This window comes from Phormidesmis priestleyi ULC007 (assembly GCF_003003695.1).
Lineage (GTDB): Bacteria > Cyanobacteriota > Cyanobacteriia > Leptolyngbyales > Leptolyngbyaceae > Phormidesmis_A > Phormidesmis_A priestleyi_A.
On record NZ_PVWG01000046.1, the window covers coordinates 16,429 to 35,251 of the forward strand.

20 protein-coding genes and 1 pseudogene are annotated in these 18,823 nt (G+C 48.2%); 9 read left to right on the forward strand and 12 right to left on the reverse strand.

The window, feature by feature from the left end:
• Nucleotides 1–28: 28 nt before the first annotated feature.
• Entirely contained in the window at nucleotides 29–997 is a 969-nt protein-coding gene (locus tag C7B65_RS22465) for a glutathione S-transferase family protein (protein ID WP_073074820.1), read from the reverse strand.
• Between the two features lie 301 nt (nucleotides 998–1,298).
• Entirely contained in the window at nucleotides 1,299–1,997 is a 699-nt protein-coding gene (locus C7B65_RS22470; protein WP_073074819.1) for a pirin family protein, read from the reverse strand.
• A 263-nt stretch (nucleotides 1,998–2,260) separates the two neighbouring features.
• On the opposite strand from C7B65_RS22470, the gene C7B65_RS22475 reads away from it, so the two are divergent.
• Together C7B65_RS22475 and C7B65_RS22480 are read left to right on the forward strand one after the other, a co-directional pair.
• Nucleotides 2,261–2,677 (forward strand): helix-turn-helix domain-containing protein, encoded by a 417-nt coding sequence (locus C7B65_RS22475; protein ID WP_073074818.1) that lies wholly within the window; start codon nucleotides 2,261–2,263, stop codon nucleotides 2,675–2,677.
• A 165-nt stretch (nucleotides 2,678–2,842) separates the two neighbouring features.
• Entirely contained in the window at nucleotides 2,843–3,010 is a 168-nt protein-coding gene (locus C7B65_RS22480) for an S-adenosylmethionine:tRNA ribosyltransferase-isomerase (protein ID WP_219898704.1), read from the forward strand.
• Here the strand turns inward: C7B65_RS22480 and C7B65_RS22485 are convergent.
• Nucleotides 2,979–3,221, reverse strand: a complete 243-nt coding sequence (locus C7B65_RS22485) for an antitoxin family protein (protein ID WP_073074817.1) — start codon at nucleotides 3,219–3,221, stop codon at nucleotides 2,979–2,981. The two genes, C7B65_RS22480 and C7B65_RS22485, sit on opposite strands and share 32 nt — an antisense overlap.
• A 306-nt stretch (nucleotides 3,222–3,527) precedes the next feature.
• Here C7B65_RS22485 and C7B65_RS22490 point away from each other — a divergent pair, with 306 nt between their 5' ends.
• Nucleotides 3,528–3,755 carry a type II toxin-antitoxin system HicB family antitoxin gene (locus C7B65_RS22490; protein ID WP_073074816.1) on the forward strand — a complete coding sequence of 76 codons (228 nt, stop codon included), beginning with the start codon at nucleotides 3,528–3,530 and terminating at the stop codon, nucleotides 3,753–3,755.
• Entirely contained in the window at nucleotides 3,752–3,973 is a 222-nt protein-coding gene (locus C7B65_RS22495; RefSeq protein ID WP_073074815.1) for a type II toxin-antitoxin system HicA family toxin, read from the forward strand. Before C7B65_RS22490 ends, C7B65_RS22495 begins: the two co-directional genes overlap by 4 nt.
• A gap of 58 nt (nucleotides 3,974–4,031) precedes the next feature.
• Here C7B65_RS22495 and C7B65_RS22500 read toward each other — a convergent pair whose 3' ends face one another.
• Complete coding sequence (locus C7B65_RS22500) at nucleotides 4,032–4,871, reverse strand: SDR family NAD(P)-dependent oxidoreductase (protein ID WP_073074814.1); 840 nt, start codon at nucleotides 4,869–4,871, stop codon at nucleotides 4,032–4,034.
• A 627-nt stretch (nucleotides 4,872–5,498) separates the two neighbouring features.
• Here C7B65_RS22500 and crtW point away from each other — a divergent pair.
• Nucleotides 5,499–6,287: a beta-carotene ketolase CrtW gene (gene crtW, locus C7B65_RS22505; protein WP_083583207.1), complete on the forward strand. Its 789-nt coding sequence runs from the start codon at nucleotides 5,499–5,501 to the stop codon at nucleotides 6,285–6,287.
• A 34-nt stretch (nucleotides 6,288–6,321) separates the two neighbouring features.
• Here the strand turns inward: crtW and C7B65_RS22510 are convergent, their stop codons facing one another.
• From C7B65_RS22510 to csaB, 4 genes are all read right to left on the reverse strand, one after another.
• The gene (locus tag C7B65_RS22510; protein ID WP_073074813.1) at nucleotides 6,322–7,878 is read right to left on the reverse strand and encodes a phytoene desaturase family protein; all 1,557 of its coding nucleotides are present in this window, start codon (nucleotides 7,876–7,878) and stop codon (nucleotides 6,322–6,324) included.
• A gap of 418 nt (nucleotides 7,879–8,296) precedes the next feature.
• Complete coding sequence (locus tag C7B65_RS22515) at nucleotides 8,297–8,920, reverse strand: DUF938 domain-containing protein (protein ID WP_073074812.1); 624 nt, start codon at nucleotides 8,918–8,920, stop codon at nucleotides 8,297–8,299.
• A 150-nt stretch (nucleotides 8,921–9,070) separates the two neighbouring features.
• Nucleotides 9,071–10,678 carry a hypothetical protein gene (locus tag C7B65_RS22520; protein WP_073074811.1) on the reverse strand — a complete coding sequence of 536 codons (1,608 nt, stop codon included), beginning with the start codon at nucleotides 10,676–10,678 and terminating at the stop codon, nucleotides 9,071–9,073.
• 441 nt (nucleotides 10,679–11,119) lie between these two features.
• Nucleotides 11,120–12,172, reverse strand: a complete 1,053-nt coding sequence (csaB, locus tag C7B65_RS22525; RefSeq protein WP_073074810.1) for a polysaccharide pyruvyl transferase CsaB — start codon at nucleotides 12,170–12,172, stop codon at nucleotides 11,120–11,122.
• 106 nt (nucleotides 12,173–12,278) lie between these two features.
• Between csaB and C7B65_RS22530 the strand changes: the two genes are divergently transcribed.
• A complete protein-coding gene (locus C7B65_RS22530; RefSeq protein ID WP_073074835.1) occupies nucleotides 12,279–12,617 on the forward strand; it encodes a DUF2499 domain-containing protein in 339 nt (112 codons plus the stop codon).
• 270 nt (nucleotides 12,618–12,887) lie between these two features.
• On the forward strand, nucleotides 12,888–13,034 hold the full coding sequence (locus C7B65_RS28085; protein WP_181314478.1) for a hypothetical protein: 147 nt from the start codon (nucleotides 12,888–12,890) through the stop codon (nucleotides 13,032–13,034).
• 102 nt (nucleotides 13,035–13,136) lie between these two features.
• Here C7B65_RS28085 and C7B65_RS29830 read toward each other — a convergent pair whose 3' ends face one another.
• The gene (locus tag C7B65_RS29830; RefSeq protein WP_073074809.1) at nucleotides 13,137–13,958 is read right to left on the reverse strand and encodes a pentapeptide repeat-containing protein; all 822 of its coding nucleotides are present in this window, start codon (nucleotides 13,956–13,958) and stop codon (nucleotides 13,137–13,139) included.
• A 32-nt stretch (nucleotides 13,959–13,990) separates the two neighbouring features.
• Nucleotides 13,991–14,713, reverse strand: a complete 723-nt coding sequence (locus C7B65_RS22540; RefSeq protein ID WP_073074808.1) for a hypothetical protein — start codon at nucleotides 14,711–14,713, stop codon at nucleotides 13,991–13,993.
• 980 nt (nucleotides 14,714–15,693) lie between these two features.
• Between C7B65_RS22540 and C7B65_RS28935 the strand changes: the two are divergent.
• Nucleotides 15,694–16,413, forward strand: a pseudogene (locus tag C7B65_RS28935) (reverse transcriptase domain-containing protein); the annotation flags it as partial.
• Entirely contained in the window at nucleotides 16,402–16,860 is a 459-nt protein-coding gene (locus C7B65_RS28940; RefSeq protein ID WP_223257488.1) for a group II intron maturase-specific domain-containing protein, read from the forward strand. The pseudogene C7B65_RS28935 and the gene C7B65_RS28940, both read left to right, overlap by 12 nt.
• 119 nt (nucleotides 16,861–16,979) lie before the next feature.
• On the opposite strand, the gene C7B65_RS22550 is transcribed toward C7B65_RS28940, so the two are convergent.
• Nucleotides 16,980–17,369, reverse strand: a complete 390-nt coding sequence (locus tag C7B65_RS22550) for a hypothetical protein (RefSeq protein WP_073074807.1) — start codon at nucleotides 17,367–17,369, stop codon at nucleotides 16,980–16,982.
• Nucleotides 17,366–17,935, reverse strand: coding sequence for a hypothetical protein (locus C7B65_RS22555; RefSeq protein WP_073074806.1), 570 nt, complete (start codon nucleotides 17,933–17,935; stop codon nucleotides 17,366–17,368). The genes C7B65_RS22550 and C7B65_RS22555 overlap by 4 nt, the downstream gene beginning before the upstream one ends.
• Nucleotides 17,936–18,823 lie beyond the last annotated feature (888 nt).

Genomic DNA, 18,823 nt, shown 5'->3' on the forward strand with positions numbered 1-18,823 from the left:
CAACTGAAATAGGATTGCTATAAAAGATCTATGCGGCAAAGCCATCGCGATCGTGCTTCTCTTCAAAGTTAATGATTGGGCCTTTGGGCACAATGCGATTAGGGTTGATCTGTGTCTGACTCATATAATAGTGTCGCTTGATATGATCGAGATTGCAGGTTTCTTTAATGGGTGGATGCTGGTATAAATCTTTGAGATAATTCCAGAGATTGGGATAGTCAACAATGCGTTTGAGATTGCATTTGAAGTGACCGTGATAAACCGAGTCGAATCGCAATAGTGTTGTAAACAGACAAATATCAGCTTCGGTGAGTTGATCACCACAGAGATAGCGCTGTGAACTCAAAACAGATTCCCAGCGATCGAGATTTTCAAACAGGTCTGTAACGGCTTCCTCATACGCTGCTTGAGTGGTAGCGAACCCCGATCGGTAGACACCGTTATTAATCGGCATATAAATTGCATCGATCGTCTGATCAATCGTTTCGCGCAAATCTGCTGGATAGAGATCAAGCTCTGACTGAGCGATCGCGTCAAACTCGACATCAAACATCCGAATAATTTCGCGAGACTCATTATTGACGATCGTCTGTTTTTCTTTATCCCACAGCACCGGAACGGTAATTCGCCCGGTATATTTTGGATCGGCTTTGAGATAAATCTCTTGCAGATATTCAGCGTGATTTACCGAGTCAGGAATCGCCCCCGGTGCTTCCGAAAATATCCAGCCTTTGTCGCTGAGAACGGCATCGACGATCGACAGCCCGATCGCCTCATCTAGTCCCTTAAGTTGGCGCATAATTAGGGTTCGGTGCGCCCAAGGGCACGCCAGCGAGATATAGAGGTGATAGCGTCCTGCTTCAGCTTTAAAGCCGCTTGACCCGTCGGCGGTGACGCGATCGCGAAAGTGAGTCGGCATTCGATTAAACTGACCTTTTTCGTCTCGCTCTGTCCAATCGGTTGTCCATTTGCCTTCGACCATCATTCCCAGTGCCATTGTGATCTCCTTGAAAGAATTTTAAGGTTTGAATTTGTGAGTTTTGAGTGTATGCGTTCTTGATGTAAAACTCATCACTCAAAACTCATAGTTTTTGTTTAAGGATCGTGAATTAAATAACTCCGAAAACTTTGTGGGTCAGGCATCTTGCCTGACTTAAACAGCCGAGACGGCTGTCCCCCATTATTTAATCCAGAATCCTAAGGATCGTGGATTGAATAATATTGGTTCTTTGCAGAGGCAAGGGGCACTGCCGTGCCATGCCCGGACGCAGATTTGGGTATTGATTTAATTCACGATCCTAAACAAGGTCAAATACCAGAACTTCGGCGAGTTCTTTACCTGTTAGATCGAGTAAGGTTTCTTGACTAACGGCGGCTGCGTCACCTGGCGCTAAAAGTTGACCGTTGAGCATCACAGAGCCACGCGCAACCTGAACCCAGATCTGACGATCGTCCTTAACTGAGAAATTCACCTGCTCACCTTCACCTAACACCGTGGCGTAAAGGTTGAGATCTTGATGCACTTTAACCGAGCCATCGCGACCATCTTGAGACGCAATCAGGCAAAGCTTTCCGCGCTTTTCTGCGTCTGAATATGCCTTTTGTTCGTATCCAGGCTTTAACCCTTGCGTCTCAGGCAAAATCCAGATTTGCAGCAGATGAGTGGCTTCTCGATCGAAGTGATTATATTCGCTGTGACTCACCCCAGTTCCCGCCGTCATGCGCTGCACCTCTCCTGGACGCATCACCGATCGATTGCCCAGGCTGTCCTGATGCTCTAACGCACCTTCTAACACATAGGTAATGATCTCCATATCTCGGTGAGAATGGGTGCCAAACCCGCGCTTTGCTGCAATCTGATCTTCGTTGATCACTCGCAAACTGCGAAAGCCCATAAACTTGGGGTCATAGTAGTCAGCGAAGGAAAAGGTGTGATAAGAGTCTAGCCAGCCATGATTGGCGTGTCCGCGATCGTTCGCCTTACGAATCGTAATCATAATTTCCTCTGAGCAACCCCTCGTAGAAAAACTTGTTTGAGTGAAGAATGTTCTAACTCGTACTTTATGAATCTAAGATAACACATCGATTGTTTACATGCAAACAATCTGCGATCGCGGTAAGCTCATACCGATTTCAACAATAATTGCGACGGCTTGAACGATCGCGAGAGGGCACGACGTGTCATGCCCCTACTGCGAATCTGTCATCACAAATCAAATCAATATGACCTTGATCTATCAATACCCTTAATGATTGCTAGATGAAAGCTTACTCTCTAGACCTGCGTCAGAAAGTTGTGGATGCCTATGAACAACAAGAAGGATCGCAGCGGGAATTAGCCAAACGGTTCAAGGTCAGTCCTAATTTTGTGCGACTGTTGCTCAAACAGCATCAAACAGAAGAGACGATTGAGCCAAAGCCTCATACCGGTGGATTTGACAGCAAGTTGGCGAATCATCTCGACCGGGTTCAGCAGTTGGTGGAACAAGATAATGAGGCAACGCTAGAAGAATTGTGTGTTCAACTCGAACAACAAGTTAAGATTCGGGTCAGTCCAAGTACGCTTTGCCGTACCTTACAACAGTTGAATTTGACTCGAAAAAAACCGTTGCAGGCCAGTCAAGCTGAAACAGACCGAGTTCAGTTGTTGCGACGGGAGTATCGGGAAGAGATTTGAGACATCTGTCCAGAAGACTTGGTTTTCATTGATGAGACCGGTGTGAATTTAATGATGGTGCGGTTATCTGCGCCCGGTGAGCTTGGTCGTTGGGCTGCTCCAGATTGGCGTTCTGAAACTACGCCTCAAAATTAAACTGAAGTAACGATAATTTCTCTACGCAGATTGCATGAACCCGAAGCGAGTCATCTCGATTTGCTGACTGCATTTTTGCCTGCTGCGATCGTGCAACAAACATACACGGATGCCGTCGATCGGCGCTATCTCTGGCATGAGTTTGGCGATTTGAATCTCATTCGTATCAACAGCGTTCATGCAATCCATCTCGTGTAAAGCGAGGCGCATTTTGTGGGATTGGGTTTTGTTGCATCCGATCGACCAACAACTCTAGAAACTGCTTCTTCGTCTCCGCATCGGAAATGGGCGGAGAGATAATTTGAGGTGCTTGAATCAATAATTCAACCTCCGATCCTTCGGGCAAGTCGCAAGCTGTTTGTAGGATAAATGCTCCGTTACGATAAATCGCCTTCAGTGCATAAGACATTGGGGAACTCTAACGTGGAAAGGGGTTTCATTCTCAAACATAGCCGATTCACTCGGCACCCACTGACCGTCTTAAAACTGTTGCTAATGCGATCGCGGCTCTCTCGGATGGCTATCTTTCTGCGCTAGAGATTGTACAGTTGTTTACTGCGTCGTTCTTTTTTGGTAGCTGGTTTTGAAGCCTGCAAAAGCTTGAGCAACCATCTAACAAGACACGAGTTCTTTTCCTAGCAACAGGCGATCGCTCCAAACACTTGTTGAACAGAGTGTTATTATTTGAACAAGATGACCCAATAGATATTAAGCAATGACTGTGGTAAAGCAGGCTAATTCCAAACGTAAAGTGCTGCTATACCCTGGCGAAGACGGCTATTTTGTTGTTGAAGTACCAAGTTTGCCAGGTTGTATCAGTCAGGGAAAAACTCGCGACGAAGCTCTAGCGAATATTGAAGAAGCAATTACTCTCTATATTGAGGTTCTGCACGATCGGGGTGAGTCTATTCCAGACGATCAGGTCGAGGTTGTGCTGGTATGAGAAAGCTGCCTGTTATCTCAGGCGCAGAATGTGTTAGAACACTTGAGCAAATAGGCTTTGTCGTCGATCAACAGCGTGGAAGCCACATCATTTTAGTTCGTGAAGAACCTAGAGCAACTGTCTCGATACCAGATCACAAAGAGCTAGACCGAGGGACTTTGCGTGCGAGCGTTCGGCAAATAGGCTTGACCGTTGACGAGTTCGCTGACTTGCTATGATATGGACACTTTAAGATACAGCGTTCTAAAACCGATCGCTACTCAAAAACTCCACACATCATCCCTCGATCGAGGTGCCATAATCCTGATCTTTGTTCTTGAAGGTGCGTCTAAATACCCACTGCATCAGATCGGGAAACAGCCGATTAGAAGCGATCGATAAATTGGCAGAGCCGACGATCGTCTCAGCGCGTTTGTGTTTTACAGCATCCCAAATTGCTTTGGCAACATCATCGGGCTTTTCAACTACTGGCACGCTGAGAACTTGCTCAAGCTGTTGACGACGCGCCGCTACATCGTCCTCAGTTTTGCCTCTAAAAATTGCCCGCTCCATCAAATCACTTCTAATCAGATTGGGATAGATGCCACACACGCTAATTCCTTTGGGCGCAAGCTCTGATTGCAGCGATTGGGTCAAGCCAGTAACGGCATATTTGCTAGTATTGTAAGCCACCAAATAAGGCACAGGAACTTTGCCGCCAATCGAACTGAGGTTAACGATCGTGCCACTCTTTCGCTCGATAAAATGTGGCAACAATTCATGAATGGTGTGAATATAACCCCAGAGATTGGTGTCGATCGTTTGATGCCAATCTTCTAATGAGAAGCTATCGACCGGGCCAGACGCATAAATTCCGGCGTTGTTGATCAGCACCTCGATCGAGCCATATTCTGCCAATCCTTGCTGCACTAAATTTTTGACCTGTTGCGGATCTCTAACGTCTGTAGGAATGGCGATCGCTGAATAGCTGAGGCTTTTAAGTTCTTGGACAAAAGCTTCTAGACGATCGGGTTGACGCGCGGCTAGGACAAGATTGTAACCATTACGAGCAAACAAAAGCGCGGTTGCTCTGCCGATGCCTTGAGAGGCACCTGTGATCAAAACGGTGGGAGCCATCAGTTTTGCCGTTTGAGAGGGACTGTCTTTTAGTGTGCGCGATCGAGTTTGAAAGTCGTCTGACTTTTGTTGGATATTCGCGGCATACTTCGCCGACTTGGCAAAGGTGTTGAAAAGTAGCTCTCCTCAGATCTTGCACCAGTCTCAACGATTTCCCAATCACCCACCCTGAATTAAAATTCGGGCTGATCGCCAAAGTCCTCTGAAGAGGACTGAGAAGAGGTTTCAACCCATTTCAATGGGTTTGAGCGATCAGCCAGGAACTTCAGTTCTGGGCGGTTGTTGCGAGAGGTGCAAGATCTAAGTCTCACCTAAATGTTCATTTTGAAGGAGTCTATTTGTCAAACTCACTAAAACATCAGTCTTTAGAATCGCAAATAGATTAGTTCTAGAGATGGATAGCGAGGAACAATGAACTCCCTAGTATGAAAGCTGTAAAAGAACAAGTGAGTTTAAAGAAATCGTAACTGAATGATTACACGAAAACTATCGATGATTTTCAAGCGATAGCTATAAGCCTCTAGAGAGGTGTATAGTAACGAAGCGTTTGTTAAAATTTGTAAAGGTTTCAAGATCAGAGTTACTGAATCTTGCTCATATCCGTTTGCCGTTTTGTGGAGTAACTGCGTGACTCAATTTAGCCAAACTTTTGCGCCATCAGCGCACATCTCTAACACCACTGTCAAACGAGGTGAAGGAATCTTATCCCGCAATCGAGGAGTTTTGGTTGCTTTTGGCATTATCGGAACTTGGGCTATCAGCTTAATTGTCTTGTTGTTGATCGATATCTCTCAGCTTGCGATCGGGTGGCGAATCGCGGCAACCATTTGGCAAACATTCTTATACACTGGACTTTTTATCACTGCACACGATGCCATGCACGGAGCAATTGCTCCTAGCAATCCAAAACTCAATCAAAGGATTGGATCGTTTGCGTTGCTTGTGTATGCGCTGTTTGATTATAAAAAGATGATGAGAACTCATTGGTTACATCATCAACAGCCTGCAAGTGAAGTTGATCCAGACTTTCACAATGGCAAGTTTAAAAACTTTTTCGCTTGGTATGGCTACTTCATGTTTCGCTACTGGAGTTGGGTGCGTTTGTTTGGGTTGATGGCAATTTACAACATCATTAGCCTTGTTCTAAAGGTGCCAGAAGTGAATTTAAACTGGTTTTGGGTTGCACCTGCGATCGCTAGTTCTCTGCAACTGTTTTTCTTTGGCACTTACCTACCTCACCGCGAACCTGAAGGTGGCTATGTCAATGAAAATCGTGCCCAGAGCAGCAATTGGTCTGTGTTTTGGTCATTTGTCACCTGTTATCACTTTGGCTATCACGAAGAGCACCACGAGCAGCCAAACGTGCCTTGGTGGAGGTTGCCTGAGCTTCATCAGCGCAAACTAAATGCGGACTAGCGTCAAGCAACCTTTTGCAGTGTTTACGGATAAGTTAAACCTTCACTAACTCAGGAGATTTAGCTCGATCCCAAACTGACTGACCTGTCACCAGTTCAGCCACATCCATGCCGTTGCCGATCACGCCCGGAACGCTGGGATATCCTGCACTTGCCCCCACAAAAAACAGGTTGGGCAACTCAGTCATATAGCCCAAGCGATTGAGTCCGACTTGAGAGGGCACCAGCTTGGCACCATAAATGTTTCCTTGAGGTTGTCCCAGATAATATTCGCTGGTGGTGGGTGTGCCATAAACCTTCATGCGAGTGTAGCGATCGACATCAGGAATCAAATCTCGCACACTAGTCATAACGTTCTGATAGATCTGCCGCTTTTTAGCTTTGTAAGCTTTAGGATCAGACTCATGCAATTGCTTAAAGGATTTATAAGAACACACGGTGGCAATTTCTAAGACGTGGTGCCCTTCTGGAGCCATTCCTGGCTGATCAGATTTGGTGGTTGGGCAAGATATAAAAACCCACGGGTGGTCTAAGTTATCGCGTAGCTGTTGCTGATATTCTTGATTGAGATCTCCGGTTGGATAGTACCAGATATTCCAGTTTCCGATTCCATAGCTTTTGGGATCGAAACGCTGATCTAAACCCAAATAAATATTGAATGCACTCGCTGAATATTCGTAATGGGTTAGACGATGCTGTTCCAATTCGCTTAACGATTGAGAACCGTGCATCAACTGAACAGTCAATTTGGGATCTAAATCACTAATATAAGCCTTGCTTGCAAGATAAATTTGATTGTCCGACGTGACACTTTGAATCTTACCATCGCTGACCTCGATATGCTCAACAGGCGTTGATAACTGAACAATGCCGCCATTGTCAGTAATGGCATCGACGATCGTATCAACAAAGTGCTTAAAGTGATGTTTGGGATAGTAAGCCCCCTCAGAATAGTCCCACACCAGTGAGGTATGAGTCATCAATGCAATCTCGTTAGGCGGCAGGGCATAGTCACCACTTTGACCCGCCAACACAGCCTGAACTTTGGGCGACAGTCCAACTCGATCGTAAAGATCTTGCAGCGTCCAACCGCGTTTGACAAACAGGTTCCAATATTTTGGCAGCTTGAACCAATCTGACCATTTTTGATCATACCAACGCACATCTCGCACCAGGTCGTGCATTTCTTGATGCAAGTGCTTGATCTCATCACAATAGCGACGAATCGGCTGCGCGTCTTCTGGAAACGTCGAGATCAACCGATCGCGAAATGTTTCCCACCCTAACGGAATTTTGAAGTCTGCTTCTGGCGTAATCACTCGATCGATGCAGTCAGGATCGAGGGAATTAAAGGACACTTCGCGATCGATATACTTTAGGAATCGCCCGATCGTTCCATTGGCGTTGCACTGCGAAATGTAGTGCACATCAGCACAAAAGCGATAGTCACCATAGTCAAATGTATGACAACAGCCGCCCGGCAAATAGTGTTTTTCGAGCACAGCAACTCGATATCCCTGACGAGATAAACAGGCGGCGGCAGAGAGTCCGCCGAGTCCTGCACCTAAAATCACATAGTCAAAACTTTTCATCGCAAGCCTCCAAACATTTGTAGATTCAGAAGAGAAGCAGATGAGAAAGAAGCGATCGCCTAATCACTGTTTAGCTATAGGTTGGAGCTTTCAAATTTAGTAAAGCCGCAGAGTGAATAGATCGACCCACAGAATGATTAATATCTGGCATTTCTGACCAGCAAGTACGGCAAAACCAATACAGCGATCCGTGTCGAACGTGTCGCAGCATTGAATTAGAACAACAAGGGCATGTAGTCATCGTTTTTAAATTTCCAACTTATTAACGAACGGTTGTTATTAGCGATCCAGCTTGTGTAACCGTTTCGTTATCCTTGACGATAGAATTGAAATATGAGGAAGTTGTGAGGAAGTTTTCAATCGGTAATCTTTCGCAATATTTAAATATGTTTTGCAACATCGCATCAAATTGCAATCTTCATCGTCGCAAAACCACCGAAAGATTATTGGCTGGCATTTCATAGGTTTTTAAGAGCGCCAAATTTTGCGCCTGAGCGATCGCGATCACCGCATCAAGATCTCGAATTCCCCATTCTGGGTTCTGTGCCTGCAAACTCTGATCAAACGCCGCATTGCTGGGTGCCGTGTGTCTGCCATTCTGCTTAAACGGGCCATACAGATACAAAACTCCACCCACCGGAAGCAGTCTTCTGGCTCCGCTCATCAACCCCAAACAAGCTGTCCAGGGGGCAATATGAATCATGTTGATATTGACGATCGCCGTAATCGAGTTTTGCTGATCGGGCACGATCGTCCAAATGGGATCACGAGCATCTAGGGCGATCGCGGCGTCTAAATTTTCGGCGGGGCAGTGGTTTCGCCAGGCTGCGATGCTGTCTCGTGCGATCGGGTTAGGGTCAGACGGCAACCACCGACGAGGCGCGAGTCGAGGCGCAAAAAAAACCGCATGCTCTCCGGTGCCGCTGGAAATTTCTAACACGGTGCCTGTCGGCGGCAACACTTGCAAAAGCACGTCAAGAATCGGCTCTCGATTGCGTTGAGTCGCGGGGGCGAACTGGCGATCGTCGGGCGGCTCGTTCATTAAGATCACATTAGGGCTAATGTCAAGGAGTAGCGAGAACGAATTTAGGCTAAACCTAGAGGCGTTCTGACTACTCCTATGAAGGCAAAACATCGGTATGGGAATCGAGGGCAGCGACGGGTGAATGTGCCTGCGCCAGGGCCGTTTCGACTATTTGCCTGGACGTGGGAAAGAGGGTAAGTCAACGGCAGCCAAAGACTTCAGCTTTCTAGACGATCGCAGCGGATAGACGATCGGAGAAGGCCCGTTTGTTAAAAGAGGCACCTCATCCTCTGGCACATTCTGCAAATCAAGATCATTGGCTGTTCTTGATCGCAAGGTGATAAAGGGCGATGAAGGTTGCACTGAGTTGGGTGTCGGATCGATCGCTTCAGGCTCAAATAAGTCAAGCTCTGGCGCTGGATCGGCAAACTCCTCGATCGCATGAATCTCGTTCAGAATCTCTTGATCATCTCGCAGCGAGTCTTCAAGCTCACAGGCGAACGACTCAACCGGATCGCCAAGGGCTTGCAGAGCGGTGTCAAATTTTTGTTCTAAATCTGATTCGATCTCAAGCGAGGTTGGGTCTACGATCGCCCATTCGTTCTCTGCTGAAGTCTCTTCTGCGATCGCAGACATCTCGTCGGGTGTAAATAGCTGAATTTCGGGTAGAGACGCGTCTGATGACTCCTGCGATCGTTGAATCGTGTAGCTCACCATTGGCGGATCGACTTTGGAAGGGACGATTACAGAAGTCTCAAATGGCTCATCGACGATCGCTTCTGTAGAAGTGCTGTCAAAATCTTGGCTTGGGAAGATCAGATCTTCAGACTCCTCAAGCTCAGGATCTTCATCCCAAGGAGACGGAATGTATGAATGCGGGTCTGGCAGAGGGTCGAGTTCTGAAAATTCGGGTTGCGCTGACCAGGGCTGAACGGGTTGAGCTTTAGGCGCTAACAAATCAGAGGCATAGTTGATCACATCCTGCCTGATGACACCTGTACCCGTCTCTAGCAGCAAGTCATCTAAACTATCAGCTTTAGCAGGAACCTCCAGACACTTCTCTAAAGCTGCTTTAAACTGCATGGTGTAGCGCTGTTGACGCAGAAGCCGCGATCGCAGGTCTTTGCAAGCGTTTTCGGTTTGATGAACGAGTTGCGTCTGGTCACTATATCGCTGTTGAGTGTGGGCACAGTCGCGCTCTAGCAGAGCAACTTGTTCTTGACTGGCTTCTAGCTGATGGGTCAGCGTTTCAACCAAGATTTGCTGACGTTGGGCTGTTTGTTGAGCCTGTTCTAACTCTCGAAACAGCTTCACGACCTGTTCTTGAGTGGTGGTCAATTCTTGAGTCTGTTGAGCGATGTGAGCGGTTTGCTCGTACGATCGCTGTTTAATCTGCCGCGATTGTGACTCCCAGTTTCGTCGCTCTAGCCGCAGCATGTTGCGAGTTTGTTGCAGCGCTTTCGTTAAGTTTGCAATCTGCGCGTGAAATTCTTGGTCTTGCTTTTCTAACACGCCAATTAGATCGTCTTTTTGGTGGCGAAGCTCTTGATTTTGCTGGTCTAATTTGCAGACGCGATCGCTCAGAATTTGCAGTGAGTTATCGGGGTCAGAGGTGACAGGCTCCGCATGAGGAATTTCATCAACGGGCAGCGCATTGGGGAAATCGACCGTTGTCCACTCTTCTGCAAGAGAGTCTGGCTCGGCTGGTTCAGACGCAGACTGGGGAATGGACTCAAACAAGCTGGGATTATTGTTTGAATTTTCAGCTTCATTCATCGCGATTTATTTACCCTAGAAGAAAGGAACCTGACGATCGTGTTTTGGCGTTTTTTGACGGAGCGTTTAGAACTCAAGTCAAAGTTTAAGTTCTCTAGACTTAGTTATACCGACAGTTGCTTAAAATTGAACCAACGATTTGAGATTTCTGTCGTGCGATCGGAGCTTGAAGAAACATTGATTCTAGAGAATGTTACTAACAAATCAACCTTATAAAACAACTTTTTACCACATAAAATTGATTCCCTAAACTTGGAAGCTAAAAAAATTCTATTTTTAACGTCAGATTGACGAGTTTTTTCACTTCGTTGTGGGCGGCTTATGCCCCCTAAATCCCCCATTCTGGGGGACTTTGAACCGGAAAGTTTGGCTTGAAGTTCCCCAATTTGGGGGATTTAGGGGCGCGGTGGGCTGTAATGAAGTCGTCGAATTTGCGTATTTTCAAAGCTTTCTCAAGGCTGTTCGCAACACGTCTTGATGCATCAACGCCCGATCGACCAGCGAATGAATTTGATCGGTTGAAAGCGCTTCGCCATTGGCATAAAGCTCTAGCCAGGTTTGACTGATTTGGTGCGAGTCTGGCGGCAGATCGGTCAGTTCCCATCCGGGTATCTCTAGCTCATCCATCAGGTGGGTGACTTTGGGGTCATAGCTCAACGCAAAACACCGACACCCTTCAGCCGCCGCCATAATCAGCCCATGAAATCGCATCGCGATCGCCATCTCTACGCCTCGAAACACCCCTTTTAGTTCCTGCGGGTTTTCTAACATTAGAATTTTGCTAAACCCTGGAAGTTGTGGCTGAATAGTTTGAGCGATCGCCAAATCTTGACTCGCCTGAAATGGCAACAGCAATAAACAGGTCTGAGTCGCTTTTTGGAAATCGATTAGGGCACGAGTCAGAACAGTCAACCGATCGGGCGTTAAAAGCGGATGCGATCGGAGATTCACGGCAACTCTGGGCGCAGGCAAATCCCACAATCCCGGTACGGCTTCCGACTCCATTGCCCAAACGGGATCGGGAGCCAGCACCGACGGAATTCTCCACTGATGCAATAAAGCCGCCGAGCCACGATCGCGCACACTCACCCCAACACAATTCTTAAGCGCTTGTTGAGTCAGCCAGCAAGTCACTGATCGATTCAAGGGCCCGATGCCTTGCGCCCAGGCGATCGTCTTCAACCCCATCACTTGGGCAAGTTTCATCAAGCCCCCATAATAAAAAGCGCTATAGGGACTCGTCGCATCCTGCATTAAGCTGCCGCCACCCCAGATAAAAATATCCGACTGACGCAATGCTTGAACAACGGATGTTAGGGACTTACGATCGCAGCTTGTCACCTTGTAGCGATCGCGGGTCTGCTGAGGATTGCCTGACAAAACGATCGGCTCTATTTGGGGGGGCAACATTTGCAGCAAAGAAGCCAGCAGGGCCTCATCGCCGCCGTTACCCATGCCATAGTAGCCACACAACACTGCTCGAAGCTTGTTCATTTCAGATTTTAGGTTGCAGCCAATTCTATAGCGGCAAGTCAATTTAGACTAGAGCTTGCGATCCGCGATCGCTGCAAATTCAACGTTCATTGGACAAATGATTTTTATGCACGCTCTCTCGATTCCCACTTGGGTGATTCATGTTTCTAGTGTGATTGAATGGGTCGCGGCAATTTGGCTGATTTGGCGCTATGCCGAGGTGAGCGGAAATCTGGCGTGGCGATCGCTCTCGTTGGGAATGTTGCCTGCGTTAGTGAGCGCGATGTGTGCCTGCACCTGGCATTTCTTCGACAATCCCGCCTCGCTGAGTTGGGTCGTGACGGTGCAAGCTGCGATGACACTGGTCGGAAATTTCACATTAGCGATCGCGGGCTGGTGGATTTGGCGATCGTCCAAAATTCCGACACGCGAGTCGGGGCAACCAGAAACGATCGATCCTGATTAAGGATGATCGTAGGGGTAGCGCCCCCGTGCCTACCCATTGCGCGAAGAGGGCAACCACGGGGGGATTGTCACCCCAATTGTTCATTCGTTCAGCACCGCCGCAATCGGTTTGTTTGACGGCGATCGACCCCATCTAATCTTACGCTGCTGTTTGGATTAGCTCTACTTTACGCGATCGCAACAATTGCACAAACGTGTCGCTAACGTTGCCCATCACCCGCCGCAGATAACCTTTGCATCACAACTGAACGACTCTCAGCGGTCGGTGTGCATGGGCGTTGTTAGCTGGCTGGTAGTGAGCAATGCCCACCCTACGATCATTGCCCGGATTCATCCACCCACCCACAATCACCACACCGACACACTCGCCCCGTTGCTGCCAGGAGCGGCAGTTCGCAGTCTGGACAACGCTGGGTAAATATCGGGTGAGTATTAGGGATCGGGTTGGGTATCGGCTGTCCATCGTAGCGGGATGTGTCGTTTTAGATCATGCGGGGACTTCAAGACTGTAACGAGCTGTCTATTTGATTTTTATACTTTTTAAGCGGTCTACAAACTCCTTTGCTTTTTCCAAAGTTTCATATTCTTCGGGATACCTCTCTACTAATAGTTCTGGCAACTTTTCACAGTCACGATTCGAGTCCGGTTTTATATCCTCAGACAAGAAGTGACGATTCGGGTCCAGTACATCGTCAGGCAAGAGGACATTGCACAGGAATGAATGGAATAGCTGTTTGGGGGTTAGTCCTTTGACTGATGATAGATCGACACACCAAAGTATTACCTCGCTGAGGTCGGCATCGGTGAGGTCGGCACCACTGAGGTCGGCACCACTGAGGTCGCGGGGGTGGATGGAGCTGATTTGGGCATCGGCGCGGGGATGCGCGCGGTAGGCACCGCTGAGTTGGACACCCCTGAGTTTGGCAAACATTTGGTCGGCACTCCTGAAGTAGGCACCGCTGAGTAAGACATCGGTGAGGTCGGCGGCACGGGGGAGGTAGGCATTGCTGAGGTTAGCACCCCTGAGGTCGGCACCCCTGAGGTCGGCACCGTGGAGGTAGGCATTGCTGAGGTTAGCACCCCTGAGGTCGGCACTGCTGAGGTCGGCATCGGTGAGGTTAGCACCACCGAGGTGGGCACCCCTGAGGTCGGCACCGCTGAGGTCGGCATTGCTGAGGTCGGCATTGCTGAGGTCGGCACCGGTGAGGTTAGCACCGCTGAGATTAGCAAACCAGAGGTCGGCATTGCTGAGGTCGGCACCGCTGAGGTCGGCACGGCTGAGGTGGACAAGGCTGAGGTTAGCACCGCTGAGATTAGCCCTGTGGAAATCGGCTTTTTCCAAATCAGAAGATGATAGATCTAAGTCTAGCGCCGTTAAAAGTGCAGTATCGCCCAGAAATGAAGAACACTTGATTTACGTGGCATATCCTCGTCAAACAGGCGTAGTAGTGATAGTGTTCTTGCTTTGACAACCTGTAATGCCGCTTGCGGATCAATAGATGGAATTATTGATGTTTCAGATTGCGCTGGTTCTGTATCAGATGCTGTATCACTTGCGTGTTCAGTTTGTGCTTGATGATGATTTTTTTTAGGCAACATGGTCTTCAGTTTTTTGTCTACCAGCAACGCTGAGATCTCAGCTAGGTAGTCTTGTAGAGCCTGATGATGCTGTTGTTCAGTCTCCCGCTTTTGATCGGCTTCCTGCTGTGCCTTCTCCCGATTTTGTTCAGCTTCTGCCTTCTCTGCTTTAGTTTTCTCCTGATTAGATTGAAATAAAAACCCTAATCCTGCCAACGTTGCGGGTGCAAGCAACAAAGTCATCCAGTCCCAAAGACTTTTCCCAGGGGTCAGCTTGTCGGTGGTAGTTATCGTTGTCTTATGCGTTGTCTCACCTCCCTGAGTAATATCCTCTTGCACAGTCAAAACGTTTTGATCCTGACTTCCCCCAAATTCTGACCAGTCCACGCGATAAAGGCTGATCATCACAAAAAACACGCTGCCAGCAACAAGGATTTTTATCAGTACTGGTCTACGTCTTTTCAGTTGCTCAATAAGAGTCGATTGATGTGCAATCTGCTGTGGGGCATTGTTTTCCATAATTGTTTTCCATAATTATCCTCCCAGTACCGATCAAAAAACAAAGCCCTCCGAGGGGATTCTGAGAGGGCATTTTTTCGTTAGGCAGGAATTTCCAGACCGTAGCGATGTGAGATCGCCTCAATTTTCCTGATTTCTTCGTTCACGATCGCCAGCTCCGAGGCAATCCGATATATCCCAATATGATTCACCCACCAACTTACGCCACATCTCAAAAACCATGTCCAGCGTGATAGTGAGAGCTAACGGCTCAAATCAGCGGCGGCAGATAAACTCAAACTCAGCACCAGCGAATTTTTCCGTCCGGTGCATTTGAATTGTGTACGCCCAGCATGGGCGTGATCTGATGGGGTGAAAGTCCCCTGTGGTGGAACCAGCGTCCAAATGAACCCAAAAGTTCCGAGTGACGATAACCACTAGCTTAAGGCAAGGGCGTTCTCGCGAGGGAAGGTCTGGAGGAAGCCAGCGGCAAACCGACGAGCCGACGAACAGAAACGTCATAGAAGGCTGAGACCTCTGGGTGAGTTGGCACAACACAACGAAACCCTTGGTTCAAGGGGTGCAGTAAATGACGCGGTTGCGGCGGGAGAGATCACGGTCTTATCTGGGGAGATCTGTACGGCTGCGGTCTGTCAACCAAGGGAGTCTGATTGAGGTCTCGCGGGAAACGGCGAGGGAGCCACAGAACCCTAAAGTTGATGAGACAGCCCCTTTGGAAGTAATTTCAAGGGTTAATCGTACAGAAGTCAGCCGAGTCCATAGTAGTTCGTTTGAGAACGAAGGGACGAACATGAACGACCTAAGGAGGAGCGATGAACAACTCAGACCTATCGATGAACCCGGACGGGGGAGATACGGTTTGGCGTGCTGACAGAGAGCCAGCCTTAGACAACTTGATGGCGCGAATCTTAGAGCGCAACAATGTTCAAACAGCCTGGAAACGGGTGAAGTCGAACAAAGGTGCTCCCGGCAGTGACGGGATGACTTTAGAAGACTTTCCTGCCCATGCCCGCGAACATTGGCAAGAGATTCGCCAATCCCTGCTTGATGGCAGCTACCAATCGCGCCCAGTGCGACGGGTGTCGATTCCGAAGCCGAGAGGCAAAGGAGAGCGTAAGTTGGGGGTTCCTTGTGTCATTGACCGAGTGATCCAACAAGCCATCTTGCAGGTGCTTACGCCAATCTTTGACCCAGACTTCTCTGAGTCAAGCTATGGCAGTCGACCGCGCCGTTCGGCTCATGGAGCGATCCAACAGGTGAAAACGATGGTCAAAGCAGGGCATCGCATTGCGGTTGACTTAGATTTAGAGAAATTCTTTGATACGGTCAATCACGATGTCTTGATGTCCCGCGTCGCTCGGAAAGTTTCTGACAAGGTGCTTTTGGGGTTAATCGGTCGTTACCTGCGAGCAGGCGTGTTGGTTGGAAGTACTGTTGAACCGACTGCATGGGGGACTCCACAAGGGTCTCCCCTTTCACCTTTGTTGTCCAATATTCTTCTAGATGACTTGGACAAGGAGCTAGAAGCGTGAGGGCATCGTTTTGTTCGCTATGTCGATGACCTCGTAATCTTGGTCAAAAGCAGACGAGCAGGGCGACGAGTGATGGTAAAGATTAGCCGTTACTTAACCCAAGCGCTGAAGCTCAACGTCAATCGAGAAAAGAGCCGAGTGGTCAAGATTGAAGAGTTGAACTATCTCGGTTTTACCTTCCGAGGGATTCGCATCTTCGTCTCTGAGCAAGCTCTGCAAGACTTCAAGCATCGGTTGCGGGGCTTCACGTCGCGCAGTTGGGGAGTCTCAATGGCAGAGCGCTTCGAGCGATTGAACCGATACGTGCAAGGGTGGATGAACTACTTCGGCATCTCTCAGCATTACACCCCAATAGAAGAGCTAGATGGGTGGTTAAGGCGACGAATTCGCATGTGCTACTGGAAACAGTGGCGCAGACCGAGAACGCGCATTGCCAACCTGCTCAGGTTGGGGACAAGTAAGCGTCATGCGATTTTGACCGGCATCAGTCGCAAAGGCTACTGGCGTTTGTCAAAGACACTCGCAACGCAAACGGGAATGACCAATGAGTGGTTAGAACAACAGGGATTGTTATCGATTCGCCAACTCTGGATGAGAGTGCAGGGTTACGCTTAGGTTATCAGTGTTTTGTCTGCGCGTCTTCATGAACCGCCCATTGCGAACCCGCATGATGGGTGGTGTGGGAGGGGAGAGTTAAATGCTCTCCTCGACCCGATTAGACGGGGAGACGAGCACTATTGATTTACCAGTCCTTGCAGTTCGTTAATATCCATGTGGATTCCTTGACGCTTCAGATATTGGCTCAAGTTGATCTGGATGAATAAATCTTTGAGTTCTTCGGCAATCTCTGGGGGCGGATTGCCAGATAATGCGTTTGCGATCAGCCGTTCTGCGGCTCGTAATTCACCGCATTCGATCGCGAGAGATGCTGCGCTGCGGTAGAGTACAGAACGAGTGGGTTCGGCATCAAGAGTGCTAGCGATTAAGGCGACGGCTTGCGTTTCTTGTTCAAAGGCTTGGCGCGTTAATTGTGCAGCCTGTTCTGGAGCGCCTCTTAAACGGGCGACTGCTGCGGCTTCGGCTAAATCCATTGCTTGTTGGTGGAGCACTTGAATCTGGCTCATTGGAGTAGGGTTCCTTCGGGGTTATGTTTCGCACTCATGATGGAAATTGGGCGGCTGAACTCTACCACAATGATATACGCTGGCAATCCCTGTGCATCAGATGCGCGAGTTTGTTCAGTTTTCTGCTTGACTCTGGCATTGATTTGACTGCGATTACCTTTACGAATTCCAGAGACTTCTAGACGTGCCATTCGCTGAAATGGCAGCGTGGCGGTTGAATCTTGACTTCCTAACCAGTAGTCAAATCCAGTTCCTTTGCGAGAACGTTCAATGACCGTGAAATTTGTTAATTGAAGAATTAACAGAAATGCGACTCCATAAGCAGCTTGCTCGGTCGTGTATTCTTCGTCATTCCAACATCGCCGTGTTTGTTCTGTGACTGGCTGCCAATCCAATTTGAATGTGGTAGAAAATTCTCCTTCGACTTCGAGTGCTGCTCCCGGTTTATGAGCTTCCTCGGTTAGACAAATCGCACCTGCTTCTGCGATCGCCGCCCCAAAAGCGGGTGTAATGGCGGGAAGTCCTCGGTCAAGGCTCTGTAAGTTTAAGACTTGAATCTGGCTCAAAACGGCGTTGTCCTATGGAAACTAGAGGCTCAATTTTACTTTCAATCACTACGGTTTGAGTCGTTGCCTTCGGCACAGCGAAGCTGCCCGCCACAATTTTGCCATGATTGCCTGCTTCGATTCCTAATTAGCTCTGTAGCTCTGCCAAAAAGCTAATCGGGAATCAAAGCAGCAACCGTGACTATTTCACACGTACTGCGACTGCGACATAACCGTTACTGATAACCCCTTCCATTGAGCCAATATTGAAACAATCAACGACTTTGCCTGTGTGTAAGATATCCCAAGATTTTGGGACATGAACTCAGCGCCCTTTGGAATAATCCACTCTCTCAGGCTTGCATTATTAATCGTAGCAAGTTGGGTATTAATATCAGCACTGATAGCTCCTCTATCAACAAAAAGGGGTATGAGAGAATCGACGATAAGTTGATACCATTTATCGGCGGAGCGAATTGAGATAGTATTAGCCCTGATTTTGAATCTGTCGCCCACTAAAGCCACGCTAAAGGGTTGTGAGAAGGTTCCACTTACAGATGTCCAGGGTGTGTGCTTGCATTTGCCAGCAATACACCCAATACGCTCACGATGGCATCTGCCAGTTACCATTCACGGTCAGTCCACCATTCTGAAAGGACACACGCAGACCGCTGATGTCAACCCTGTTGAACTCGGTATCTTTTTGCCGACCAGCATAGCCTGCAAGCATTTGATTGACAGATCCCTCAAAGTAAAAAGTTGGAACTCTGAGAGTCAACCAGCGACCCTTTAATTCTAGCTCCGGTTGGAAGTTAGATATATTAACAGCGACTATACTCTAATCGGCTAAGAGCTGGACTTTTTTGAAGGATTGAAACTTCCAACTCATCAGGCTTTTTAGCTTGTCGT